Source organism: Rhizobium sp. YIM 134829, assembly GCF_046546455.1.
In genome coordinates this window covers 101,681-127,698 of record NZ_JBKHKI010000003.1, presented here as the reverse complement: position 1 = coordinate 127,698, position 26,018 = coordinate 101,681, and the positions used below count along the sequence as shown (strand labels likewise).

Annotated in this window: 21 protein-coding genes; 6 read left to right on the top strand and 15 right to left on the bottom strand. The window is 64.5% G+C overall.

The annotated features are described in order from the left end of the window. Positions 1-3 precede the first annotated feature (3 nt). Together ACLE20_RS07440 and ACLE20_RS07435 are read left to right on the top strand one after the other, a co-directional pair. The gene (locus ACLE20_RS07440) at positions 4-945 is read left to right on the top strand and encodes a rhodanese-related sulfurtransferase (RefSeq protein ID WP_410939645.1); all 942 of its coding nucleotides are present in this window, start codon (positions 4-6) and stop codon (positions 943-945) included. 6 nt (positions 946-951) lie between these two features. Continuing rightward, complete coding sequence (locus ACLE20_RS07435) at positions 952-1,428, top strand: GNAT family N-acetyltransferase (RefSeq protein WP_410939644.1); 477 nt, start codon at positions 952-954, stop codon at positions 1,426-1,428. Between the two features lie 86 nt (positions 1,429-1,514). Here the strand turns inward: ACLE20_RS07435 and ACLE20_RS07430 are convergent, their stop codons facing one another. The 15 genes from ACLE20_RS07430 to ACLE20_RS07360 all read right to left on the bottom strand — a co-directional run bounded on the left by ACLE20_RS07430 (position 1,515) and on the right by ACLE20_RS07360 (position 20,978). Next, a complete protein-coding gene (locus tag ACLE20_RS07430) occupies positions 1,515-2,372 on the bottom strand; it encodes a CPBP family intramembrane glutamic endopeptidase (protein WP_410939643.1) in 858 nt (285 codons plus the stop codon). A gap of 246 nt (positions 2,373-2,618) precedes the next feature. Then, positions 2,619-2,963, bottom strand: coding sequence for a hypothetical protein (locus tag ACLE20_RS07425; RefSeq protein ID WP_410939642.1), 345 nt, complete (start codon positions 2,961-2,963; stop codon positions 2,619-2,621). A 74-nt stretch (positions 2,964-3,037) separates the two neighbouring features. Further along, positions 3,038-4,423, bottom strand: a complete 1,386-nt coding sequence (locus tag ACLE20_RS07420) for a GH1 family beta-glucosidase (protein ID WP_410939641.1) — start codon at positions 4,421-4,423, stop codon at positions 3,038-3,040. A 111-nt stretch (positions 4,424-4,534) separates the two neighbouring features. Further along, positions 4,535-5,647 (bottom strand): helix-turn-helix transcriptional regulator, encoded by a 1,113-nt coding sequence (locus tag ACLE20_RS07415; RefSeq protein WP_410939640.1) that lies wholly within the window; start codon positions 5,645-5,647, stop codon positions 4,535-4,537. 248 nt (positions 5,648-5,895) lie between these two features. Next, positions 5,896-7,080 (bottom strand): Gfo/Idh/MocA family protein, encoded by a 1,185-nt coding sequence (locus ACLE20_RS07410; protein ID WP_410939639.1) that lies wholly within the window; start codon positions 7,078-7,080, stop codon positions 5,896-5,898. Between the two features lie 107 nt (positions 7,081-7,187). Further along, positions 7,188-8,243 carry a sugar phosphate isomerase/epimerase family protein gene (locus tag ACLE20_RS07405; RefSeq protein ID WP_410939638.1) on the bottom strand — a complete coding sequence of 352 codons (1,056 nt, stop codon included), beginning with the start codon at positions 8,241-8,243 and terminating at the stop codon, positions 7,188-7,190. A 216-nt stretch (positions 8,244-8,459) separates the two neighbouring features. Then, on the bottom strand, positions 8,460-9,401 hold the full coding sequence (locus ACLE20_RS07400; protein WP_410939637.1) for a substrate-binding domain-containing protein: 942 nt from the start codon (positions 9,399-9,401) through the stop codon (positions 8,460-8,462). Positions 9,402-9,476: 75 nt separating this feature from the next. Next, positions 9,477-10,481 (bottom strand): ABC transporter permease, encoded by a 1,005-nt coding sequence (locus ACLE20_RS07395; RefSeq protein ID WP_410939636.1) that lies wholly within the window; start codon positions 10,479-10,481, stop codon positions 9,477-9,479. Then, positions 10,478-12,013, bottom strand: a complete 1,536-nt coding sequence (locus ACLE20_RS07390; RefSeq protein WP_410939635.1) for a sugar ABC transporter ATP-binding protein — start codon at positions 12,011-12,013, stop codon at positions 10,478-10,480. Before ACLE20_RS07390 ends, ACLE20_RS07395 begins: the two co-directional genes overlap by 4 nt. Positions 12,014-12,235: 222 nt before the next feature. Beyond that, positions 12,236-13,744: a globin-coupled sensor protein gene (locus tag ACLE20_RS07385; RefSeq protein ID WP_410939634.1), complete on the bottom strand. Its 1,509-nt coding sequence runs from the start codon at positions 13,742-13,744 to the stop codon at positions 12,236-12,238. A gap of 249 nt (positions 13,745-13,993) precedes the next feature. After that, the gene (xylA, locus tag ACLE20_RS07380; protein WP_410939633.1) at positions 13,994-15,301 is read right to left on the bottom strand and encodes a xylose isomerase; all 1,308 of its coding nucleotides are present in this window, start codon (positions 15,299-15,301) and stop codon (positions 13,994-13,996) included. Between the two features lie 43 nt (positions 15,302-15,344). Then, positions 15,345-16,802, bottom strand: coding sequence for a xylulokinase (xylB, locus tag ACLE20_RS07375; protein WP_410939632.1), 1,458 nt, complete (start codon positions 16,800-16,802; stop codon positions 15,345-15,347). Positions 16,803-16,814: 12 nt separating this feature from the next. Continuing rightward, positions 16,815-17,882 carry a LacI family DNA-binding transcriptional regulator gene (locus tag ACLE20_RS07370; RefSeq protein WP_410939631.1) on the bottom strand — a complete coding sequence of 356 codons (1,068 nt, stop codon included), beginning with the start codon at positions 17,880-17,882 and terminating at the stop codon, positions 16,815-16,817. Positions 17,883-18,006: 124 nt separating this feature from the next. After that, positions 18,007-19,626 carry a DHA2 family efflux MFS transporter permease subunit gene (locus ACLE20_RS07365; protein WP_410939630.1) on the bottom strand — a complete coding sequence of 540 codons (1,620 nt, stop codon included), beginning with the start codon at positions 19,624-19,626 and terminating at the stop codon, positions 18,007-18,009. Between the two features lie 113 nt (positions 19,627-19,739). Next, positions 19,740-20,978, bottom strand: coding sequence for an HlyD family secretion protein (locus ACLE20_RS07360; protein ID WP_410939629.1), 1,239 nt, complete (start codon positions 20,976-20,978; stop codon positions 19,740-19,742). A 148-nt stretch (positions 20,979-21,126) separates the two neighbouring features. Between ACLE20_RS07360 and ACLE20_RS07355 the strand changes: the two genes are divergently transcribed. From ACLE20_RS07355 to lysS, 4 genes are all read left to right on the top strand, one after another. Beyond that, on the top strand, positions 21,127-21,816 hold the full coding sequence (locus ACLE20_RS07355; protein ID WP_410939628.1) for a TetR/AcrR family transcriptional regulator: 690 nt from the start codon (positions 21,127-21,129) through the stop codon (positions 21,814-21,816). Between the two features lie 185 nt (positions 21,817-22,001). After that, positions 22,002-22,781 (top strand): TerC family protein, encoded by a 780-nt coding sequence (locus tag ACLE20_RS07350; protein WP_410939627.1) that lies wholly within the window; start codon positions 22,002-22,004, stop codon positions 22,779-22,781. A 212-nt stretch (positions 22,782-22,993) separates the two neighbouring features. Further along, complete coding sequence (gene gltX / locus ACLE20_RS07345) at positions 22,994-24,451, top strand: glutamate--tRNA ligase (protein ID WP_410939626.1); 1,458 nt, start codon at positions 22,994-22,996, stop codon at positions 24,449-24,451. A 16-nt stretch (positions 24,452-24,467) separates the two neighbouring features. After that, on the top strand, positions 24,468-25,961 hold the full coding sequence (gene lysS, locus ACLE20_RS07340) for a lysine--tRNA ligase (protein ID WP_410939625.1): 1,494 nt from the start codon (positions 24,468-24,470) through the stop codon (positions 25,959-25,961). Positions 25,962-26,018: the final 57 nt, after the last annotated feature.

The following is a 26,018-nucleotide window of genomic DNA, read 5'->3' as shown; positions in this document are numbered from 1 at the left end:
GGCATGACAGACAGCGCCACGACCTTGGCTCCGGAAACCGCGCCGTTTCTGGTGGCAGCCCTTTACCACTTCACGCCCTTCGCGCGGGCTGCCGAATTCCGGCAGCCTCTGCAGGAGGCCTGCGAGGCCGAAGGCGTGAAGGGCACGCTGCTGCTCGCCCATGAAGGCATCAACGGCACGATCGCCGGGTCCGATGCGGGGATCCGCGCCGTGCTCGCCCTGTTGCGGTCGCAGCCGGAATTCGGGGATCTGACGCATAAGGAAAGCCGGGCCTCCGTCATGCCCTTCCTGCGCATGAAGGTGCGGCTGAAGAAGGAGATCGTCACCATGGGGGTCGAGGACATCGACCCCACCCGCTCGGTCGGCACCTATGTCGAGCCGAAGGACTGGAATGCGCTGATCTCCGATCCCGATACGATCGTCATCGACACGCGCAACGACTACGAGACGGCGATCGGTACCTTCCGCGGCGCGGTGGATCCGAAGACCAAGACGTTTCGCGAGTTTCCCGATTGGGTAAAGGCCCATCCCGGCCTGCACAACAAGCCGAAGATCGCCATGTACTGCACCGGCGGCATCCGCTGCGAGAAGGCCACCGCCTTCATGAAGAGCCAGGGCTTCGACGAGGTCTACCACCTCAAGGGCGGCATTCTCAAATATCTGGAGGAGACCCCGGCCGAGGAGAGCCTCTGGGACGGCGCCTGCTTCGTCTTCGACGATCGCGTGTCGGTAACCCATGGCCTGGCCGAGGGCGAGCACAGTCTCTGCCATGCCTGCCGGCAGCCGCTGACGGCCGAGGATCGCGCTTCGCCGCTGCATGAGGAGGGCGTTGCCTGCGTCCATTGCCATGACAGTCGCAGCGAGGAAGACCGCCGGCGCTATCGCCAGAGACAGCACCAGATGCAACTCGCCCGCGCCCGCGGAACCCGGCATCTCGGAAGCTGAACGGGCATGGGGTCGATCGTGATTTCCCCGCTCGGCGCGGTGCCGGAATTCGGCGCCGTCGTGACGCACCGCATCTGGGCCGCCTGGTCCGAGTCGGAAGGCTTTACCTTCGAGGAGCTCAAGCGCGACCTCGCCTGCAATCTGAACGGTCCGGGCATCCCCTTCACGCTGGTGGCGCATGACGGCGACGCCTTCCTGGGGACCGTCTCGGTCATCGATGACGACCTGCCCGTCCGCCCCGCCATCTGGCCATGGCTCGCCTCGCTCTGGGTGGAGCCGGACGCGCGCGCCCGCGGCATCGGCGCCCGGCTGATCCACGAATCGCTGACCCGCGCCGCGGCTTATGCCCCGGCGCTGCATCTGCATGCGACGGCGGACGTCGCGCCCTTCTACGAAGCGCGGGGATGGACGGCGGTGGAGCACGAGGTCAACGGCGTCACCATCTTCCGCCGCCCCACCCGCGCCCCAGAGGCAGTTTCATAGGCGGGCGCTAGGTCGCGCACGGTCGTTCGCTTCGGCATGGCTGGAACCAATCAAACGCCGGGTGCATGGCCAACGCTGGTGCACCGTCAGTCCTCGACCGGATCCTGGACCGCCCAGCGGCGGCCGTTCACGATCAGGATCGCCAGCGCGATCACACCCGCCAGGACCGTGAGAAACCCCACCCGCATCGCCACCTCCGGCGGACCGACGAAGGCGATATCCATGGCCGCATGAAAGACGGCAGCGAGAAAGACGCTGCCGCCGGTGCCGTTGAACAGAAGGGTCAAGAGGAAGGCGCCGGTGACGAGGCTCGCAAACCAGCCGGCAATGCCGACTGCATCGAGCGCCGTCAGCCCTGGCGAGAACAGGAAGAGCGGCCAGTGCCAGACCGCCCAGATCACCGACAGGATGAGCGTGGCGGAAACAGGGTGCAAGCGGCTCTGCAGAAGCGGCAGGGCGAAGCCACGCCAGCCGATCTCCTCTCCGAAACCATAGAAAACCAGCACGGCCAGACCGTAGATCCAAGGCGGCAGGCCCGGGAATTCCGGACTTACCGCCAGCGTCCCGGGCAGAACGTTTGCGCCGGCTTGCTGCGCGAGCACCTGCGCCAGGAAGAGGAGTAGAAACGGCCCGAGCCAAGCCGCGCCATGCCAGAGCAGCGCCCGCAGACCTCCCCCTGCACGCCAGTCGAGGCTGCGCGCCAAAAGCCGGCGTAAGGCTCGCGGACCGCTGGATGAACAGGCCGCGCAAAGCCCGGCCGCCGCAGGGCCGAGACTGCCCAGGAGATGCAGCATGCCGAGCCAGGGATTGTCGGAAAAGCTTGTCTCCAGCATATCCTGGAGCAACCAGAGCGACCAGGATATGCCATAGGCGAGAAGCATGAAGCCGAAGAGGCGCGTGCGAAGGATGGGTGGGCGCCAGGACCCGGCAGGACGGATTCGCATGACATGGTCTCCCATCTGCAGTGCCCCCAGGACGCCGGAAATGCTCATAAGAGCATTCTAATACGACGAGAATGACATTGCTAGAGCCTGTCCCGCATGTGGAAGCCGGTCCGACCGCGCGCTTTCTAAAAGCCCCGGCAGCGTGTGCTCGGCGGGTGACGCGGCAGCGGCGGCGACCGCCTTCCGCACAGGCATGATCGGCCGCGCGCTCGAAAGCGCCACGAGACAGGCAGAGCAGTGCTCCTTTCAGCCGCGTCGGCGCCGGATCTTGACCTTATCGATGTCGCGCAGCAGTGCCTTGAAATCTTCCGCAGCGGCAAGGTCCTTGCCCTTCAGCTCTTCCCCGGCTTCGAGACGGGCGAGAAGCACCGCCACCACATCCTGCAACCGGCCGATCTGGCGGCCATAGCTCGCCACGCTGTCGAGCACCTCCGCCTCGACCTCCGGGTCCCCGGAGGGCCCGATATCGATCGAGAAGAGGCTGAAGCTCGAATTGTGCGGCGAGAAGATCCAGGTCCACGGATTGATCGTCTGCGAGACGTCGCCCGAAAGCGGCGCTCGCATGTCAACCGGAATGCGGAATCGTGCCATGCGCCACCCCTGCCCGCCAGAAGACCCGTGCTGAATGAGCGGATGCTAACGCGAAAGACCTTGCGGCGCCAGCCTCATTCGGGCTGGTGATTGCCTTTCGGAAACTGGCTGGCCAGCGCCTTGTACCAATGCCCGCTCTTCTTGATGGTTCGCTCCTGCGTCTCATAGTCGACATGGACGATGCCGAAGCGCATCCGATAGCCCTCCGCCCATTCGAAATTGTCCATCAGGCTCCAGGCAAAATAGCCGCGCATCGGATAACCTTCGGCGATGAGATCGGCGGTGACCGACAGGTGCTCGGCGATATAGTCGAGCCGCGGCTGGTCATCCACTACGCCATTCTCCACGCCCATATTGTAGGCGGCACCGTTCTCGGTGATGTAGCAGTCCGGCAGTGCGTAACGGGCGTTCAAGGTGCGGATCAGATCGCCGAGCGCCTGGGGATAGATTTCCCAGCCGATATCGGTGGTCTCCGGGTTGACGAAGGGTGCAGGCTTCGTCGCCGGGAACTCGGCGCCTGGGGTCGGATCGTCGGCGACGCGCAAGGGCGTGTAGTAATTGAGGCCCCACCAGTCGAGCTTCTGGCTGATGAGCGCGAGATCCCCATCCTCGATCGGCGGCATCCGGTTGCCGAGCGCGGACAGGAAGGACTCGGGATAGGCGCCTTTGAAGATCGGCCCGAAGAAGACGCCGTTGTGGAAATCGAAGGCGCGTTCGCCCGCGGCCCGATCGGCCTCGCTGTCGCTGCCCGGGTAAATGTGGGTGGGATTGATGACGATCCCGACCGGCAATTGCGGCCGCTCCTCGCGGATGGCGGCGACGCCGAGCCCATGGGCGAGCATGGTGGTGTGCAGCGCGTGGAGAGCCGCATCCATGCTGCGTTCGCCCGGCGCATGAATGCCGTAGAGATGGCTGAGCCAGACGGAGCACCAGGGCTCGTTGAAGGTCGCCACCGAATCGAGCCGGTCGCCGAGCCGCGCGATCGCCGTGCGCGCATAGCGCTCGAACGCGAAGGCGGTCGAGCGTGCGGTCCAGCCACCGTCGCCGGCCAGCGTCAGCGGCAGGTCCCAGTGGTAGAGGGTGGCGAAGGCCTTGATGCCGCGGGCTTTCAGCCCGTCCACCAGCCGGTCGTAGAAGTCGAGCCCCTTCTCATTGATCGGCCCGGTTCCATCCGGGTAGATGCGCGGCCAGGCGATGGAGAAGCGGTAGGCCTGGACGCCCAGCGAGGCGATGAGATCGAGATCCTGATCCAGCCGATTGTAGTGATCACAGGCGACATCACCATTGTGCCGGCCGAAGACACGACCCGGCATGTTCGCAAAGGCATCCCAGATCGACGGCTTACGTCCATCCGCCTTTGACGCACCCTCGATCTGGAAGGCGGCTGTGGCGACGCCGAACAGGAAGTCTCCGGGGAAACGGGCTGCGAGAAGCGCGGAATCGGGCATGCGGTCTGTCATGGCGGCGGGTCCTTGTTCGAGGGAACTGTAACGTTGCAGTAAAGGGAGAGAGGGAAAAGTCAATGCGAAATTGGTAATGGTCGAGGGCAGGAAGGGCGGGGCCGTGCAAGGCTATAGGCTGCGCAGGAGAAGGAGAAGTTCGGCCTGGCGATGGGTCCCCGTCTTGCGAAAGATCGTCTTCAGCCGGTGCCGCGCGGTCTCGGTCGCCAGGCCGAGCGTGACGGCCGCATCCTGCACCGAACCGCCCTGGGCGAGTTGCCGGCAGAGGCGCTGTTCGGCCGGAGTCAAGCGGAAGAGCTCTTTCAGCACCGCAGGATCAAGGCCCTCAGCCGCTACAGTATGGAGCGGCCGACATTGGACGAGCACCTGCGGGCGCGCCGGCCACAGGCCGGAGATCTGCAAAGCCGGCAGGCGCGCAAGCGCGATGCGCCAGCGTTCACCCTCGCCATCGACGAACAGCGTTTCGGAGGCGAGGCTCGATGCCTGTGAGAGCGCGTGGATTGCCCGCTCGATCCGCGCCTGCGCGCGCGAATCGTTGAAAACCAGATGACCGCGGCGGGACCCGAACAGAAGCCCGCCAGAGAGCGCGCGCTCGGCAGGTGCCGTGCAGTCGAGGACCGTCATCCGGTCGTCCACGGTCAGCGCGATCTCCGCCGCCTGGCCGGTCAGCACCAGCCCGGCAGCCTGATGATCGAGCCGCTGCTGGCGCGTGTGAAGCTCGAACAGCGCAGTGGCAAAGGGGCGGATGAGACGCGTCAGGAGCATGTGCAATTGCGGATCATAGGCTTCGGCCTGACGCAGCGGATAATGGATGGCGAGGCGTACCCGGCTGTCGACGCTGCCGCTGATCTTGATCCCCGCGGCGGCATGCAGCTCGGGATAGCGGCGGAGGAAATCGGCGTAAAAAGCCGAGCGCTTGAGAAGGCGCACAGGAAAGTCCCGTTCCGAAATCGAACTGCACGCCTCCGGCGTCGCCTGCCAGACCGCGCCCCAGGGGTTGCGGTGCGCGAAATCCCTCTGAAACTGCTGCACCGCAGCTGGATCGAGACCTGCCGTCACGACCCCGCTGACCCTGTCGGCCACAGGATCCTCATGGAAGAGCATGGCGCCCGCTCCGGGGAAGAACTCCGCGATCGCCGCACAGACGCTGCCCCAGCCATCCCCCGACATCGCGGCATGGTCGATGCGGCGGGAAAGGTCGGCTAAAAGTGGATGAGGATGCATCGGGCCACCTTGCTCTGGCCTCACGATCCGCCGGCAGCGACGGGTTGACGGAGCATCACATCGTCAAGCGCTAAATCAGGATAAGCGCGCGGATCGATGGGGTCAAGGCAAGGTGCCACTGGACGAGGCGGGATCTGCGTCTGGTTGCCCCCAGACGCAGACCGGCTCGTCATGAACCATTAACCCGAACACCTTCAGGCATTACTACTTTAGGTGATTCGGTTTATCGGTCAAGTTGCTTCCGCAGTTTAAACCTTCACCCAAGCGCCATTCTTCTTCGAAGAGCGAACGCAGGCATCGACGAAGATCATCCCCTTCATGCCATCGTCGACGGTTGGATAGATCACGGCCGGGTCGAGCGCCGCACCGGACTGCTTGGCCCGAATGGCCTCGGCCGCCTCGGTATAAATATTGGCGAAGCCTTCGAGATAGCCTTCCGGGTGCCCAGGCGGGATGCGCGAGACGCGATTGGCTTCGGCCAGCGCTCCGGCGCCCATGCGCGTGATCAGCTGCTTGGGCTCGCCATGGCGGGTAAACCAGAGATAGTTTGGATCCTTCTGGGTCCACTCCAACCCGCCCTTGGTGCCATAGACGCGCACCTGCAGGCCGTTTTCATGGCCCGGCGCCACCTGGCTGCACCAGAGCATACCCTTGGCACGCACGCCGTCCTTCTCCTTGAAGCGCAGCAGGACATGGGCATTGTCGTCCAGCGCCCGGCCCTCGACGAAACTGTCGAGATCGGCGGCGAGTTCGTCCAGTTCGAGGCCGGACACGAAGGCGCCGAGATTATAGCCATGCGTGCCGATGTCGCCGGTGGAGCCGCCGGCACCCGAGCGGGCCGGATCGGTGCGCCATTCCGCCTGCTTGGAGCCCGACTTTTCGACCGCATCGGTCAGCCAGTCCTGCGGATATTCGATCTGCACCAGACGCACCGTGCCGATGTCGCCGCGTTCGACCATGGCGCGGGCCTGGCGCACCATCGGATAGCCGGTATAGTTGTGGGTGAGGATGAAGAGCGCATCGCTTTCTGCCGCCAGCGCTTGCAGCTTGCGGGCGTCGCTCAAGGTCGAGGTCAGCGGCTTGTCGCAGATCACATGGATGCCGCGCTTCAGGAATTCGCGCGCCGCTTCGAAATGCACGTGATTCGGGGTGACGATCGCCACCGCCTCGATCCCGTCCTTCAGCTTGGCCTCGCGGATCGCCATCTGGCGATAGTCGGAATAGATCCGCGCGGGGTCGAGGCCGAGATCGCGGCCCGAGGCCTGCGCCTTTTCCGGCGTCGAGGACAAAGCGCCGGCCACCAGCGTGAAGCGATCGTCAAGCCGCGCCGCCATGCGGTGGACAGCACCGATGAAGGCGCCAGCGCCGCCGCCCACCATGCCGAGCCGGATGCGCCCCAGCTTGATTCCGTCCGCCTTGCCTTCGATTGCCATCCTGCTCTCCCTTGTTCCAATCTTCACCCGGCCGCAGCCCCTGCTGCCGGCCTAGCGGCTTGCGCCCCCGTTCGGCAAGGGTGCAGCCCAGTCATCGTTCATGCTGCTCAGGAAATCCCCAGCATCCGCCGATTGGCCGCCTCGTCGGTGCCGCCGCCGGCGAAATCGTCGAAGGCCTTCTCGGTGACGCGGATGATGTGATGCTTGACGAAGTCCGCGCCCTCGACCGCACCATCTTCCGGATGCTTGAGCGCGCACTCCCATTCCACCACCGCCCAGCCGTCGAAATCATTGGCGGTCAGCTTGGAGAAGACCGCGCCGAAATCCACCTGCCCGTCGCCCGGCGACCGGAAGCGCCCCGCCCGGTTCACCCAGCTCTGGAAGCCGCCATAGACGCCCTGGCGGCCAGTCGGGTTGAACTCCGCATCCTTGACGTGGAACATGCGGATCCGGTCCTTGTAGATGTCGAGATTCTCCAGATAGTCGAGGCACTGCAGGATGTAATGCGAGGGGTCATAAAGCATGCAGGCGCGGGCATGGTTGCCGGTGCGCTCCAGAAACATCTCGTAGGTGATCCCGTCATGGAGATCCTCGCCGGGATGGATCTCGTAGCAGACATCGACGCCATTTTCCTCCGCATGGTCGAGGATCGGCCGCCAGCGGCGGGCAAGTTCGTCGAAGGCGGTTTCCACCAGGCCGGCAGGCCGCTGCGGCCAGGGATAGAGGAAGGGCCAGGCGAGCGCGCCGGAGAAGCTCGCCATGGCGTTGAGGCCGAGATTCTTCGACGCCGTCAACGCCAACTTGACCTGCTCGACCGCCCATTCCTGCCGCGCTTGCGGATTGCCGCGCACCTGCGGTGCGGCAAAGCCATCGAAGCCCTCATTATAGGCCGGATGGACCGCGACCAGCTGGCCCTGCAGATGCGTGGAAAGCTCGGTGATGACGACGCCATTGTCGCGGGCCTTGCCCGCGAGTTCATCACAATAGGTCTTCGACGTCGCCGCCTGTTTGAGGTCGATCAGCCGCGAGTCCCAGGTGGGCACTTGTACGCCGACATAGCCGCAATCGGCGGCCCATTTGGTGATTGAGTCCCACGAGTTGAAGGGGGCGGCATCGCCGGCGAATTGCGCGAGAAACAGGCCCGGGCCCTTGATGGTCTTCATCTGTCGTCTCCTCCGTTCGATGCCGGTCCACGACTTGGGTTCCCGGCGTATTCGACCCAAGCCGCAATCAAGCGGTTGAAGATCGTTCTGTAACGTTGCAGCTGCGCCCGGACACTAGACGCCCGCTTACAAAGGCGCAACCGTTCGTGCGGGTCGGATCTGCACATTGAAAAGCCGCCCACGATTGTTCGCGGGCGGCCCTGATAGACTTGAGGTTCAGAACGGCGAGTCGGGGAAGTAGAAGTTCTTGGCGTTGTCCGGGGTCACCAGGGTCGCATCGAGCGTGTAGGTGCCACTGACGGGAACCTGGTCGTAGAGCGCCGAGGCGGTCAGTTCCATCGCCGTGCCAACCATGGCCGGCGGATAGAGCACGTCGACCGGGATCATCTTGTCGCCATCCATGACACGCTTGATCATGTCCTTCGAGCCGGCGCCGGCCACGACATACTGAATGTCCTTGCGGCCGGCCTGTTCGATCGCCTGCAGCACGCCGACAGCCATGTCGTCGTCCTGGCACCAGACTACGTCGATCTTCTGGTACTTGGTCAGGTAGTCCTGCATGACCTTGAAGGCGTCGTCGCGGTTCCAGTTGCCGTATTGGCGGTCCAGAACCTTGACGCCCGAGCCGGCGATGCCCTTGTCAAAGCCGTCCTGGCGCTGCTGGTCGATCGGGATCGGCAGGCCGCGGATGACGACGACTTCGGCGTTCGGCGTCTTCTCGGCGATGTACTTGCCGGCGACTTCGCCAAGTGCCGGATTGTTGCCGGCGACATAGAGATCGCGGATCGAATTGTCGTTCACGCTCGGCGCGCGGTCGACGATCGTCACGAACTTGTTCTTGTCCTTGACTTCCTTGATGGCGTTGACCAGCGGATCCGGGTCGGACGGCAGGATGACGAGGGCGTCGATGCCCTGCACCGAAAGGTCCTGCACGGCATTGGCCTGGCTTGCGGCATCCGGCGAGGTCTTGACGATGACGTTCAAGCCCGGATGTTCGGCCATCAGCAGCTTGGCGACACGCTCGGCATGGAAGACCACGCCGGAGGTCCAGCCATGGTCGGCTGCCGGAATCGAGACGCCGATCGTCTTCGTCTCCTGTGCAAAAGCGGTGGCGGACATCAGCGCCGCGAGCGCCAGTCCCAAGATGGTCGTCTTCATGGTTTCTCCTCCCATTATCATGAAGGGTCTCTCGGCCTTTTGCCGGGGTGCCCTGCCAACCCTTATTCGTGTTCCCTAGCCCTTCCGCATCAGCGAACGCTGGACGAGCATGGCGATGATGATGATGGCGCCCTGGATGGCGCTCAGCAGATATTCGCTGACGAAGTTCGAGAGCAGCATGATGTTGCCGACGATCTCCAGGATGAAGGCGCCGCAGATCGTGCCCCAGATGCGTCCGACCCCGCCCCGCAGCGCGGTGCCGCCGACGACGACGGCGGTGATCGCCTGCAGCTCCCACAGGATGCCGGTCGTGGCCGAGGTGGAGCCGAGGCGCGGCACATAGATCAGCACGGCGATCGCCACGCACAAACCCTGGATGACATAGGCGAGTGTCCGCACCCGGTTGACATGGATGCCCGAATAGCGCGCCACATCCTCGTTCGACCCGACGGCGACCACATGGCGGCCATAACGCGTGCGGTAGAGCAGGAAGGCGCCGATGGCGGCGGTGACGAGGATGACGAGGATCGGAACGGGCACGCCGAAAATGTTGCCAAAATAGGCGGGGCGATAGAGTGACTGGACTGCCGGGTCGCGCAGCGTGATGGCGCCGCCCTGGGACAGCCAGGTCGTCAGGCCGCGATAGATGCCCATGGCGCCGAGCGTGGCGATGAAGGGCTCGATCCGCCCGAGCGTCGTGACAAGGCCGTTCGCCAGCCCGCACCCGGCACCGACGAGGATCGCCAGCAGCACGCCAATGGTCAGCGTGAGCGCCGGACTGCCGCCAAGGCCCGAGTTGAGGAACAGGATCATGATGCTCGCCACGAAGGCGACCATGGCACCGACGGACAGATCGAGCCCGCCCGAGGTGATGACGAAGGTGGCACCGACCGCGATGACGGCGATGAAGGCCGAGCGCGTGATGACGTTCGTCATGTTGTCGATGCTCAGGAAATTCGGATGCGCGAAGGCGCCGAGTACCAGAAGCAGCGCCAGCGCGATGAAGGGCGCAACGGCGGCGAGATCGAGGTCTTTCAGCGAGCGTGTCGGCTTCGGCCCCTCGGCGGCGAGATTGGTCATGATGCGGTCCTCAAAGCGGCCTGTTCCGAAACGCCGGTGGCGAGCACGACGATCTCGTTCTCCGTCATGGCGGCACCGGTCAGTTCGCCGGCGATTTCGCCGTTGCGCATGACCAGGATCCGATCGCAAATGCCGATGAGCTCGGGCATTTCAGAGGAGACGACGATGATCGAGCGCCCTTCCGCGGCCAGTTTCGCAATGAAGGCGTAGATCTGTTCCTTGGTGCCGATGTCGATGCCACGCGTCGGCTCGTCGATGATGACGATCTGCGGCTCGAGCATCATCATCTTGGCGAGCAGCAGCTTCTGCTGGTTGCCGCCCGAAAGCTGCCCGGCCAGCAGATCCTTGCGCCGGGTGCGGATGTCGAAATCGCGGATGGCGGTATCGAGCGCCTCGTCCTCGCGCTTGCGGTCCACCTGCCCACCGCGGGAGAAGCGGCCGAGCGCGGCCAGTGTCAGATTGACCCGCAGGTCCTTGGTGAGCAGCAGTCCCTTGCCCTTGCGGTCCTCGCTCAGGTAAACGATGCCGGCCCTGAGACTGGCCTTAACATCGGCAAATCGCACCGGCCGCCCGCCCATCAGGATCGTGCCCTTGGCCGGCCGAAGACCGACCATGCCCTCCATCAACTCCGTGCGCCCGGCGCCGATCAGCCCGGCAAAACCCAGGATCTCGCCCTTGCGGAGCGCGAAGGAGGCATGGCGCGCATAGCCGGGAACGGTCAGGTCGGAAACCTCCAGCACGGTCTCGCGCGATGCGGTTTCATGACGATCCGGATAGAGCTTGGCCACATCCCGCCCGACCATCAGCCGCGCCATGTCGGCCGGCTCCAGCGTCTCGCCGGGATGGGAGGCAACGAGCCGGCCATCGCGCAGCACCGTCACCCGATCGGCGATCTCCTTCACCTCCGGCAGGCGGTGGGAAATATAGAGGACGGCAACGCCACGGGCGCGGATATCGCGGATGAGTTGCAGGAGCGCCGCCGTCTCATGCGGAGTCAAGGACGCCGTCGGCTCGTCGAAGATGACGAGGCGATGCGGCACAAGCAGAACACGGGCGATCTGCACCAGCTGGCGCTGGGCGATCGAGAGCCGGCCGACGATCGCCTTCGGATCCAGATGGGCGCCGAGCGCGCGGATGGCAGCGCGGGCACCCTCATTCATGGCCCGATCGTCCAAAGTGAGGCCGCGGCCGATCTCCCGGCCGAGATAAACATTCTGCGCCACGGTCAGATCGGGGGCGAGCAGGATTTCCTGGTGAACGAGGACGATGCCCTTCTGCTCGGCATCGACAGGACCGGAGAAGGTGACGGGCGTGCCATCGATCTCGATCGTGCCGCGGGTCGGCTGATGGTTGCCGGCAAGGATCTTCATCAGCGTCGACTTACCGGCGCCGTTTTCCCCGATGATCGCATGGACCTCACCCGCCTCGACGGTCAGGTCGATACCCTTCAGCACCTCGACCATGCCGAAGCTCTTGGACAGGCCCTGGGCGCGCAGCAGTGGCGCGCCAGCGGAAGCTGCGTTGACGCTCATTGCCAGGCTCCCGCAGACCGGCCGGCAAAGCTGGCGCGGGCGGGCGAGCGGGCATAGCCGAAGGCGCCGACATGGGTCAGCGCCTCAGCCGTTCGGGCTGATGGTTTCGTCAAGCTGTGGTCTCCTCCGGAAGGGAAGCTAGCCGAAACGATGAGGTACGTAAAGCAGAAACGCGGCCTTCACGATGACGTTAGACGTCGTCTTTCCTGAGGGATCAATTATTTAAGCAGCCCGAGACCTATGACGATTTTGCTGGCCGTGCCGCGCCGAGACGACGAAGCCTCCGGTCAGTTGACGCATCGTCTCACTGATGCGCAGCAGCTCCTGCGTCGCGGCATTGGTCTCCTCCACCATCGCGGCCGTCTGCTGGGTAATCTGATCCATATTGTTGACGGCGCTGTTGATCTCGGCCAGGCCGGTGGCCTGCTCCTTGGCCGAGCCGGCAATGGCGTCGATCTGGCTATTGATCGAAACGACCTGATCGCCGATGACCTTCAGCGCCTCGCCGGTGCGGTTGACGAGCGAGACGCCGGTCAGCACGTCGGCGAAGGACTTGTCGATCAGCGCCTTGATCTCGCGCGCCGCTTCGGCCGACTTTTGTGCGAGGTCCCGGACCTCCTGCGCCACGACGGCAAAGCCCTTGCCAGCTTCCCCGGCCCGCGCCGCCTCCACCCCGGCATTGAGCGCCAGGAGGTTGGTCTGGAAGGAGATCTGGTCGATCACGCTGATGATTTGCGTAATCTTCCGCGAGGAGTCCTCGATCGCACTCATCGCGTTGATCGCCTCACGCACCACTTCGCCCGAACGCTGCGCTTCGGTGGTGGCGGTGGCGACGATGCGACGCGCCTCCTCCGTCCGGGCGGCGGATGTCTTCGCAGTCGTCGACAGTTCCTCGAGTGCGGCGGCGGTCTCCTCGAGTGCGGCCGCCTGCTTCTCCGTTCGCCGCGCTGCGTCGTCGGTGGCCTTGGAGAGCTCGGCCGCATTGCCCGCCGTCTGTTCGGCTGCGCCGACGATCGCCGCAATCGTCCCATCGAGCGTCGAGACGGCCGAGTTGAAATGATCGCGCATCGGCGCGAACTGCGCGGAAAGATCGGCTGCGACCGAGGCGGTGAGATCGCCGGCGGACAGGAGTTTCAGGGCCCGCTCCAGAGCGTCGAGTGCTGCCACCTGTTCGGCGGCGAGCGCCGCGCGCTGGTCCTCGGCGAGCTTGCGCTCCTCCTGCAGGACGCTCAGATAGACGCTGATGGCAAAGTCCATGTCGAGCAAGGCGGCCTTGGCGACGGCGCTGAGTTCCGTGCCGAGCTGCCGCCGCTTCTTGCTCTGGAACCGGCCGGAGAGATGCTTGTCGACGACGGCATGGATGATGCCTTCGAGGATCAGCGCGTAACCGCCAATATACCAGCGCGGCTCCAGGCCGAGACGCGCATGCGTCATGCCGATAGCCGTGACGGCCGAGACATAGTCCTGGTCGAACTTGCCTTCGGCAAGCCGTTCCCAATGCTTGACCTGGCGGGCCTTGGCGCCGTCGGCATGGGTCTTGCTGGAGAAGAAGCGTGCGGTCTGCGGATTGCGCGTCGCCTTGGCATAGAAGGCATTCAGGGCCTCGTCGAGCGAGGCAGCGATCACCGGACGCGCCTCGCGCAGCGCATCCCGATCAACTTGGCCGATGCCGATGAAATCCAGACGTTCCGACAGACTCTGCGATGCAGTTGTGGCGATAGATGAGGTCATTACGGACTCCTGACCGAGAGGCTATCAACCGCCGTGCATGCCCCCATGCCGGTCCGGCGCCGTCTCGACCAAGAAATGACACATCCGACTTAATTAAAGTTGAAAGAAAGCATCTACGCACGTAACTGAATGCTTTCTGAGGAATGCAACTAGTAAATCTAGGGATGCCCAAGCCGCCTCGGGAAGACCCCGAGCCGACAAACCAGCGTCAGGCGGCAGCAGGAGCCGCCACCTGACGAAGCCAGTCGATCAAACGTAGCGATTGACGATGTTCTCGAGCAGTTCCTGTCGGCCGGATTTCGGCTGCGGATTGAGGTCGGTCGCCTCGACATGGGCCGCCAGCTCTTCGAGCGACAGCGAGGTCAGGCGCTTCTGACCTTCGGCCGACTTCCAGCCAGCATAGCGCTCGTCGAGCGGGCCGGAGAGCGCCTTGTCCTCGATCATGCGGGCCGCTGCCTTCAGGCCGCGGGCGCAGCAATCCATGCCGCCGATATGACCGATCAGCAGATCCTGCGGATCGAGCGACTGGCGGCGCAGCTTGGCGTCGAAGTTGGTGCCGCCTGTCGTAAAGCCACCGCCGGCCAGGACATGGTAATAGGCGAGCGCCATTTCCGGAACATTGTTGGGGAACTGGTCGGTATCCCAGCCCGACTGGTAATCGTTGCGGTTCATGTCGATCGAGCCGAAGATGCCGAGCGCATTGGCAAGCGCCAGCTCATGCTCGAAGGAATGACCGGCTAGGATCGCGTGACCCTGCTCGATATTGACCTTCACCTCGTTTTCGAGCCCGTAGGACTTGAGGAAGCCGTAGACGGTGGCGACGTCGTAGTCGTACTGGTGCTTGGTCGGCTCCTGCGGCTTCGGCTCGATCAGGATCGCGCCCTTGAAGCCGATCTTGTGCTTGTACTCGACCACCATGTTGACGAAGCGGCCGAGCTGGTCGAGCTCCTGCTTCAGATTGGTGTTGAGCAGCGTCTCGTAGCCTTCACGGCCGCCCCAGAGCACGTAGTTCTCGCCGCCGAGCTTGACGGTCGCGTCCATGCAGGTCTTCACGGTCGCCGCGGCAAAGGCAAAGACGTCCGGATCGGGATTGGTGGCCGCGCCGGACATATAGCGGCGATGCGAGAAGAGGTTTGCCGTGCCCCAGAGCAGCTTCACGCCGGTCTCCGCCTGCTTGCCGGCGAAGTGGTCGACAATCTCGTTCAGGTTCCGGGTGTTTTCCTTGAAGCCAGCACCCTCCGGCCGCACGTCGGCATCGTGGAAGCAGTAATAGGGAACGCCGAGCAGCGAGAAGAATTCGAAGGCGACGTCGGCCTTCAGCTTGGCGGCATCCATCGTGTCCTTGAACCAGGGACGCTCAAAGGTCTGGCCGCCGAAGGGATCACCGCCCGGCCAGACGAAGGTGTGCCAATAGGCGACGGCGAAACGCAGATGGTCTTCCATCCGCTTGCCGAGCACGATCTCGTCGGGATTGTAGTGACGGAAGGCGAGCGGATTGGTGCTGTCCGGCCCTTCAAAGCCGATCTTCTGGATGTCGCCGAAAAAGCCGGTGCTCATGGGTGTGTCCTCATTGTGATGCTGTTGTCGTTGGATAATGGGGTCAGCCGGCCATCGCCGTGCGGACGGCGGGGTAGAGGCGGCGGTAGCGTTGGTAGGCGTCTTCATAGGCGCTGGTCAGCGCGCGATCGGGCTCGATGGTGGCGGCGGTGCGCGGCGCGGTGAAGACTGAGAGCGGGTCCGCCCCTGTCGCCGCGACGAGGCCGAGCCGTGCTGCGCCGAACGCCGCGCCGAAGTCGCCATCGGCCGGAAGATCGACGGGAATATCGAGCGCGGTGGCGATGGAGGCGAGCCAATAGCGCGAGCGCGATCCGCCACCGATGGCGGTGACGCGCCTGAGCTCGGTTCCCGCTGTCTTCAACGCTTCGAGACTGTCGCGGATCGCGAAACTGACGCCTTCGAGTACAGCCTGGGTCAGGACCACGCGGCTGCTCTCATGGCCGAGCCCCGCAAAGACGCCGCGGATCGCCGCATCATTGTGCGGCGTGCGCTCGCCGGAGAGGTAGGGAAGGAAGGTGACGCCGCTCGGCGCCTTCAGGGCCTCGCCAAGCTCGGAGGTCAGTTCCGCGGCGCTGCGGCCGGTCACCCCGGCATGCCAGTTCAGCGCATCGGTGGCGGAGAGGATGACCCCCATCTGGTGCCAGGTGTCGGGCAGCGCATGGCAGAAGGCATGGACCGCGCTTTCCGGATTGGGCAGATAGCGGGCATTGGCGGCAAAGAGCACGCCGGAAGTGCCGAGGGAGACGAAGGCCTGGCCCTCGCCAATCGTGCCCATGCCACAGGCCGAGGCCGCATTGTCACCGGCGCCGCCGGCCACGATGACCCCCTCGCCCATGCCCCATTCGGCGGCGAGCGATGCCTTGAGCTGACCGGCCGGCGCCGTGCCCTCCACCAGCTGCGGCATCTGCCGCTCCTCGAGCCCCGTCGCCGCCAAAAGATCGGCCGACCAGGCCCGCTTGCCGGTGTCGAGCCAGGAGGTGCCAGCAGAGTCGGACATTTCCGACATGTGCTCGCCTGTCAGCCACAAGCGCAGATAATCTTTCGGCAGCAGCACCCAGCGAACCTTGGCGAAGGTCTCCGGCTCGTGCTTGGCAACCCAGGCGAGCTTCGGCGCGGTGAAGCCAGGGAAGACGATATTGCCGGTCAGCGCGCGAAATCGCGGATCGGTGTCGAGCGCCGCCGCTTCCGCGAAGGAGCGCGTATCGTTCCACAGAATGCAGGGGCGGAGCACGGTGTCGGAGGCGTCGAGCAAGGTGGCCCCATGCATCTGCCCGGAAAGGCCGATCCCGCGCACGGCCGCCAGTTCGGCGGGATGGGCGGCCTTCAGTGCAGCGATCGCCTCCTGCGTCGCCCTGATCCAATCGGCGGGATCCTGTTCCGACCAGCCGGCCTGCGGACGCGAGACCTCGAGTGCCCCTGAACCGGAGCCGACGATCCGCTGGTCGTCGTCCATCAGGAGCGCCTTGACGCCCGAGGTTCCAAGATCAATGCCGAGATACATGCGTGCCGTCTCCTATGCCGCGTCCGGCGATGGCGCCGGCGCCTCGTCTCCACCCTCGGCGAAGGGCAGATTGTCTTTGAGAAAAATATCGATGCGAATCCGTTCCTGCGCCGCGATCACCGCGACGCCGTCCGCCCGTGCCTTGAGCACGCGGATGGCGCTGCGCACTTCGTGGCCGGCATCCTGGTTGAGAACGGCATCGATCAGCTCGGCCTCGAGCGCCGCGCGGGTATGGGCGGTCAGCTCATGGGCGATGACCGCCCGCGGACGCGCCTGCTTCTGCAGACGAAGCGCGGCGATCAGGCCGCGATTGCCCGCGCCGAGGCTGTAGATGCCGGAAAGCTCCGGCTCCTGCGTAAGAAGCGCGCCGACCAGCCGCTCGGCGGCGGCCGGATCGTCATGCGCTTCCAGAACCGGCAGGATGACATGGCCTGCGGGCGCCACCGCCTGCCGGAACCCCTCCAGCCGCTCGCGATGGTCGATGACGCGCATCGAACCGGCGAGCACCGCGATCCGGCCCGGCTCAGGGCCGGCGAAGCGGCGCATCAGCCCGCCCGCCGTTCGCCCGGCCGCGATATTGTCGATCCCGGCGAAATGGCTGCGGCACTCCGCAGGAAGATCGGAGACGAGGGTGACCAGCGGAATGCCGGCCTCCTTGAGCCGCATCGCCGCCGCCTCGACCTCGGGCGCATCGACCGCCACCACGGCGACGCCGGCCGGTTGCAGCTCCCGCGCCGCATCGAGCGCTGCCGCAAGCGAGGCCGCATCGAAGGGCGGGACCGTCACGAGCGAGATCGCGACCCGATCGACCGCCGCCCGACGCACGGCCTCGTGCACCCGGCTTTCGAGCCCGCGCATGAAGGAATTGTCGCCCGAGGGCAGGATGAAGAGAAAGGAATAGACGCGGCTCTTCGCCAGATTGGCCGCCGCCATGTCGCGCTCGTAACCGATCGCGCTGATCGCCGCCTCGACACGGGCCCGCGTGGCCGCCTTGACGCCCGGCCGCCGGTTCAAGACGCGGTCGACCGTGGCCAGACTGACCCCTGCCTCAGCAGCAATATCATGTACCGTCGGCCGCATGCTCTCCTCCGGCCGAAAGGCTTAGAGGATTTTCTGATGTACGTAAATCAGAAAGTTGGAGGCGCGTGGCGGCGCAGGTTACGCACCCGGTTCGTCAGTCCGGTGCACGCCCGTGATCTGAGAACTAGTGCCCGCCGCCACCGCCGCCGCGAGCCTGCATTTGCGGGCGTTTAATCAAGGAGACGCAGAGGATCAGGCCCGTGAACAGGGCGGTGAGGATGAAGAACACGTCTGCGAAGGAGAGGATCGCCGCCTGTTGCTGGACGATACCGGCGACCCGTTTCAGCGCGATCACCGAGCCGTCCATGCCATGGCTCGCATAATTGCCGGCGATGTTGTTCAGCATCTCCATCGCCTCCGGATTGCTCCAGGTCACGTGTTCGGAGAGCTGGGCATAGTGCATGTCCTCGCGCCGGGTCAGGATCGTGTTGATCGCGGCCAAGCCGACGGCGCCGCCGAGGTTGCGCGTCAGGTTGAACACGCCTGAGGCACCGCGGATGCGATCGGGCGACAGCGTGCCGAGCGCGACATTGTTGATCGGCACCATGCACATCATCATGCCGAAGCCGCGCAGCACCTGCGGGATCAGCAATTCGTAGAAATCCCAGTCCGCCGTGATCCCGCTCATGATCCAGGTGCCGAGCGAGAAGGAGGCAAAACCCATCACCATCATCACCCGCGGATCGAGCTTGCCGGAAAGCACGCCGGCGATCGGTGCGGTAACGAACATGGCCAATCCCGAAACGAACATGGTCTCGCCGATCATCAGCGAATCGTAGTGGCGGATCTGGCCGAGATAGAGCGGGTAGAGATAGGTGAGCCCGTAGAGCCCGATACCCATGATGAAAGAGAAGAGCGAGCCGAAGGCGAAGTTGCGATTGGAAAAGGCGCGGAGGTCCACGACTGGGAAATCGACCGTGAAGACACGGTAGAAGAACACGACCGCGGCAACGACGCTCGCGACCGCGCCCATCAGGATATGGCTGTCGCTGAACCAGTCATTCGTGTTGCCCTCTTCGAGCACATATTCGAGCGCGCCCAGGAAGACACCCATGGACAGGAGCCCCCACCAGTCGAACTTGCGGATGAGCGAAAGCTCCGGCTTGTCGAAATCGATGAAGTTCCAGGTGACGATCGCCACGACGATGCCTGGCGGAATATTGACGAGGAACAGCCAGTGCCAGGAGAAGGCGTGGCTGAGATAGCCGCCGACCGTCGGACCGATGGTGGGCGCGAGCGTCGCGATGAGGCCGATGATCGGCGAGACGATGGTGCGCTTGGAGGGCGGGAAGATCGTGAAGGCGGCCGCAAAGACGGAGGGGATCATGCCGCCGCCGATAAAGCCCTGCAGCGCACGATAAATGATCATCTGGTCGATATTGGTCGCCGTCGCCGCGAGCGCGCTGGCGATGGTGAAGCCGGTGGCAGAGGCGGCGAAGAGCACGCGGGTCGAGACGATGCGCGCCAGCGTGCCCGACAGCGGGATCATGATGACTTCGGCGATAAGGTAGGAGGTCTGCACCCAGCCGATCTCGTCGGAGCCGGCGGAAATACCGGCCTGGATCTCGGCGAGCGAGGCCGAGACGATCTGGATGTCGAGGATCGACATGAACATGCCGACGACCATGGCGAAGAAGGCGATCAGCCGCCTGGGGTCCATGGTTTCACTGGGCGCCGCCGGCGCGGCCGTTCGGCCGGGGCCTGCCAGCGCGCCGCCGGCCGTTGCTGCTGCTGTCTGAGCCATGGCTCACTCCAATAGCTGCGCCTCGGCGGCTGGATGGGCCGATCCGAGGGCATGCGATTTGCTGCGGAACAAGGGGCCGAAGGAGGCGCCGGCCAGCCGGCGTCTCGCCGGGCCTAGCGGGCGGCGGTCTCTTTCGCCGACGGCGCGGTGCGGGTATCGACATCGACGACGACGCTCAGGCCCGCGCGCAGGCGGCCGCTCTCCAACGCCTCCTTGGGCAGCGCGATGCGCACCGGCACGCGCTGGATCACCTTGGTGAAATTGCCTGTCGCATTTTCAGGCGGCAGCAGAGAGAAGACCGAGCCGGAGGCCGGGGCAATCGACTGCACGGTCGCTTCGATCGGCTCCTCGTCATAGGCGTCCACATGGACCTTCACCTTGGAGCCGGGGACGAGGCCGGCGATCTGCGTTTCCTTGAAATTGGCGTCGATATAGAGCGCATCGACCGGCACGAGGGCCGCCAGCCGCTGACCCGCCGAAACGAGATCGCCTGCCTGGACGGCGAGATTGCCGACGACGCCGTCATAGGGTGCCTTGAGGACCGTGAAGCCAAGATCGCGCTCGGCTTTGTCGCGCGAAAGTTCCAGCGAGCGGATCGTGCTCTCGGCTTCGGCGCGCTGGGCTTCAAGAACCGAAATATTGGCGGAGGCCGCCTGAATCGTCGCATCGGCTGCCAGAAGATTGGCCCGCGCCTGATCAAGCGCGACATTGGCCTGGTCGAGCGAGGCGACCGTTCCGACCTCCTTCGACTGCAGGGTGCTTGCGCGCTTCTGGGCGATCTCAGCGCCGCGCACGGCCGCGGCGAGCGCGTTCTTCTGCGCTTCCGCCTGGTCGAGGCTCGCCTTTGCGCCAGCAATCTGCGCATCAAAGCGCTTCAGCGACAGGCGCTCGGTGGCGATCTGCGCTTCGGCCTGATCAGCGGCGATGCGGTAGTCGCCATTGTCCAGGGTCACCAGCGGATCGCCCGCCTTCACATGCTGGTTGGCAACAACATTCACCGTCTCGACATAGCCGGAGACCTTCGGCGCGATCGAAGTGAGGTCACCCTCGATATAGGCGTCGTCGGTGGAGATCATGAAGCGGCCGGTGGTCCACCATTCATAGCCGAACCAGCCAGCAGCGCCGAGCACCGCGAGAGCGATGATCGGCAGCAGCACACGCTTGCCCTTGCCGGACTTCTTCGCCGTCAAGGGTGCGGCTGGCGCTGCAACCGGCGCCTCGCTCTTTCGGGCTTCCGCAGGCGGGCTTTCGGGACGAGCCTCGGCGGCCGGATCGACGCCGGCTGCATTCTCTGCCTCGAAACCTTCATCCACCGGGCGCACATGCGCCGCCTTGCTGCTTGAACCTGCCATGGGCCGGATCCCTGTTTAAGATCGTGCGAAATTGAACCGAACGGTTCGGTTCGAATTGACATAGCTCCCTTCATCGCCCATATCAAGAGCAAATCGAACCGCGTGGTTCGAAATATAACTGGGTCATTAAGAAAGGTCCGATGTCGCCATGACGACTGCCGAGCGAAGGAAGTCCGTTGCCGCAAGCCCGGTGCCCGCCGCTGGTGCCGCGCCAGGTAGCGGCCGCAAGGCTGCCGGTGAGGATCCGGTCAAGCGCGAGCAGATCATCGATGGCGCCAAGCGCGTCTTCATGGCCGGCGGCTTCGACGCGGCCAGCATGAACGACATCACCCGAGAGGCCGGCGTCTCCAAGGGCACGATTTATGTCTATTTCGACAGCAAGGACGATCTCTTCGTTGCCATGATCGAGCGGGAGCGCGCCCGCATCGTCGCCACCGTGAAGTCGCTGTTGCATGTCAACGGCCCGGTGGAGCAGGCTCTGCACGATTTCGGCATCGCCTTCGTCACCCATATGTGCTCGGACCAGACGGTGCGTGGCATGAAGATGGTGCTGGGGGTCAGCGAGCGCATGCCGGCGCTCTGCCAGCGCTTCTTCTCGAGCTCGCCGGAGAACGGCTATACGATCCTCAAGGCCTTTCTGGAAAAGAAGGTGGCGGAGGGCGTGCTCGAGATGGACGATCCCGACCTCGCCGCCCGCCAGTTCATCGAGCTCTGCATGCCAGGGCTCTTCAAGCGGCGCATCTTCGGCTTCATGACCGAGCCGCCGGAGCAGGTGGAGGTGGAGCGGATGGTCACCGCCGCCGTTTCCATGTTCCTCAAGAGCTATAAACGCGGCTGAACGCGAAAAAGTGACCGGATCCCGCAGCCTTTGCTGGTGTTGGTACGCTTGCCCTTCTCTTTGCGAATCATAGATTAGCCATCGGTTGTCCGGGTCGTCCGGATCGACCGACTGTCGCTCGCTTGTCTCGTCTGTCTTCGACGAGGCCGTATCCGCTCTTTTCCATCGAGGAAGGACCCTCCCCGATGCAGGATTTCCTGCTGATCTTCCAGGACCCCACCGCCTGGGTCGCTCTTGTCACCCTCGTCGTCATGGAAGTCGTGCTCGGCATCGACAACCTGATCTTCATCTCCATCCTGACCAACAAGCTGCCGGCCGAGATGCGCGAGCGGGCCCGCAAGATCGGCATCGGCCTGGCGCTCGTCATGCGCCTCGGCCTGCTCTTCACCATCGCCTGGATCGTCCAGCTCACCCAGCCGGTCTTCACCGCCTTCGGCCATGACTTCTCGTGGAAGGACCTGATCCTCATCGCCGGGGGCCTGTTCCTGGTCTACAAGGCGACGAAGGAGATCCACCATTCGGTGGATGTGACCGACAGCAAGGAAGATCTGGTCGGCGCCGGCAAGAATGTGGCGCAGGTCACCTTCGCCTCGGCGATCGGCCAGATCCTGATTCTCGACCTCGTCTTTTCGATCGACAGCATCATCACCGCCGTCGGCATGACGCCGCATGTGCCGATCATGTTCATCGCCGTCATCGCCGCCGTCAGCGTCATGCTGCTGGCCGCGACACCGCTTGCCAACTTCATCGAGAAGAACCCGACCATCGTCATGCTGGCGCTCGCCTTCCTGCTGATGATCGGCGGCACGCTGATCGTCGAAGGTTTCGGCGTGCATGTGCCGAAGGGCTATATCTACGCCGCCATGGCCTTCTCCGCCGGCGTCGAGGCGCTCAACATGTTCTCGCGCCGCCGGCGCGACCGCATCAGGGCCGCCCAGGGCGGCCTGCCGCCGACCCACCACTGAGGCGCGGCGACGCCGGGGCGATTGCACCGGCGTCGCCAGGTCCGGGAGAGGCCGGAGGCTCGGGCTTCGTCTTGACGCAGCCGGGGGAATATGGTCTCAGGACCGCGACCTGGAGCCGGCCCGGCCGGCCGCCTTCGCGCGGCCTGAAGAGGGCTGCCTCCGCCGAAAGCTCCTTCTTTGATGCCTCCTGATCGGAGGCCACAGGCCAGACCATGACCGACAGACCAGTCCGGGTGCGCATCGCCCCCTCCCCCACCGGCGAGCCGCATGTCGGCACGGCCTATATCGCTCTCTTCAACTACCTCTTTGCCAAGAAGAACAACGGCACCTTCATCCTGCGCATCGAGGATACGGACGCGACGCGTTCGACTCCGGAATTTGAGCAGAAGGTGCTCGACGCGCTGAAATGGTGCGGGCTCGACTGGGCGGAAGGTCCGGACATTGGCGGCCCCTTTGGCCCCTACCGCCAGTCCGACCGCAAGGACATCTACAAGCCCTATGTGGAGAAGATCGTCGAGGCCGGCCACGGCTTCCGCTGCTTCTGTACGCCGGCGCGACTCGAAGAAATGCGCGAGGCACAGCGCGCCGCCGGCAAGCCGCCGAAATATGACGGGCTCTGCCTGCATCTCTCAGCCGATGAAGTGACGAACCGTGTCGAGGCCGGCGAGCCGCATGTGGTGCGCATGAAGATCCCGACGGAGGGCGTCTGCTCCTTCGTCGACGGCGTCTATGGCCCGGTCGAGATCCCGTGGGATGCGGTCGACATGCAGGTGCTGCTGAAGGCCGACGGCATGCCGACCTATCACATGGCCAATGTGATCGACGACCATCTGATGCAGATCACCCATGTGGCGCGCGGCGAAGAGTGGCTTGCCTCGGTGCCGAAGCATATTCTGCTCTATCGCTATCTCGGCCTCGAGCCGCCCGTCTTCATGCATCTCTCCCTGATGCGCAATGCCGACAAGTCGAAGCTGTCCAAGCGCAAGAACCCGACCTCGATCTCCTATTACTCCGCGCTCGGCTATCTGCCGGAGGCGCTGATGAACTTCCTCGGCCTGTTCTTCATCCAGATCGCCGAGGGCGAGGAGATGCTGACCATGGACGAACTCTCCGCCAAGTTCGACCCGGACAACCTCTCCAAGGCCGGTGCGATCTTCGACGTGCAGAAGCTCGACTGGCTGAACGGCCGCTGGCTGCGCGAGGGCTTGAGCGAAGAGCAGTTCATTGCCCGCGTGCTCGACTGGGCCATGGAGAACGACCGCATCCGCGAGGGCCTGCGCCTGTCGCAGTCGCGCATTTCCAAGCTCGGCGAGCTGCCGGATCTGGCCGGCTTTCTGCTGAAGTCGGACCTGCACCTCGACGCCGCCGCCTTCGCCAAGATCAAGTCCACGCCGGACGAACTGAACGAGATCTTCAAGACCGTGCAGGCCGATCTCGAGAAGATCGTCGAGTGGAACGCGGCTTCGGTGGAAGCCGAGCTGCGGGCGATCGCCGACCGGATGGGCAAGAAGCTCAAGGTGGTGTTGGCACCGCTCTTCGTCGCCGTCTCCGGCTCGCAGCGCTCGCTGCCGCTCTTCGATTCCATGGCCATTCTCGGCCGTTCGGTCGTGCGCCAGCGCCTGAAGGTCGCCGGCCAGATCGCGGCCTCCATGGCCGGCAGTGGCAAGTAGGACGAGGTTCACGACCATGACCGAGAAGACCGAAACCGCGCTCTCCTCCGACGTGACCGAGGTTCGCGCGCAGAAGCTCAAGCTGCTGCGCGACCAGATCGGCGACGTCTATCCGGCGCATTTCCACCGCACGATCACCAATGGCGAGCTGGCCGAGACATATGCCGATCTCGCGCCCGACACGGAGTCCGGCGACGAGGTGACCGTGGCCGGCCGGGTCTACTCCTCGCGCAATTCCGGCATGTTCATGGATGTCCATGACGCCTCGGGCAAGATCCAGATCTTCTCGCACAAGGACACGACGCCGGAGGCCGCCCGCGCGCTGCTGCCGATGATCGACATCGGCGACATCATCGGCGTCACCGGCAAGGTGCGGCGCACCAAGCGCGGCGAGCTGACGATCAATGCCGAGGCGATCACCATGCTCACCAAGGCGCTGCTGCCGATGCCGGAAAAATGGCATGGCGTTTCCGATATCGAGCTGCGCTATCGCAAGCGCCATCTCGACATCATGACCAATGAGGAATCGAAGCTGCGCTTCCGCCAGCGTTCGCAGATCATCTCCGCCATCCGCCGCTTCATGGAAACGGACGGCTTCATGGAGGTGGAAACGCCGATGCTGCAGTCGATCTATGGCGGCGCGACAGCAGAGCCCTTCAAGACGCATCACAACACGCTGAAGCTCGACATGTATCTGCGCATTGCGCCGGAACTGTTCCTGAAGCGCACGCTGGTCTCTGGTCTCTCGGACAAGGTGTTCGAGATCAACCGCAATTTCCGCAATGAGGGCGTGTCGACCCGGCACAATCCCGAATTCACGATGATGGAGTGCTACTGGGCCTATGCCGATTACGAGGACATGATGGACCTCGTGGAGCGGCTGTTCTCGACGCTGGCCACCACCATCCACGGCACGACCGAGCTCACCTTCGGCGACAAGCAGATCTCCTTTGCCGGCCCCTTCCGCCGCGTGCCCATGCCCGATGCGGTCAAGGACGCGACGGGCATCGACTTCCTGGCGATCGAGACCGACGAGGAGGCCCGCGCCGCCGCCAAGGCAGCCGGCTTCGAGGTGGAGAAGGACGCGACCTGGGGCGAATGCCTCGCCTTCATCTTCGAGGAGAAGGTGGAAGGCACGCTGATCCAGCCCTCGCATGTCACCCATTTCCCGAAGGACATTTCGCCCTTCGCCAAGGAAGTGCCGGGCGAGCCGCGGCTCGTCGAGCGTTTCGAGACCTATTGCAATGCCTGGGAACTGGGCAATGCCTTCTCCGAGTTGAACGACCCGGAAGAACAGCGCGCCCGCATGGTCGAGCAGCTGCAGCAGGCCCATGCTCGCGGCGAGAAGGACAAGCAGCTCGACGACGAGTTCCTCGACGCCATCGACCAGGGCATGCCTCCCGCTGGGGGCCTCGGCATTGGCGTCGATCGCCTGATCATGCTGCTCACCAACGCCCCCTCGATCCGCGACGTCATCCTCTTCCCCGCCCGCCGCGCCAAGGCCGACTGACCTCCAACCCCCGTCATCCTCGGCCGCGTGCCGAGGATCTACCGTCGTCTCCGCCTC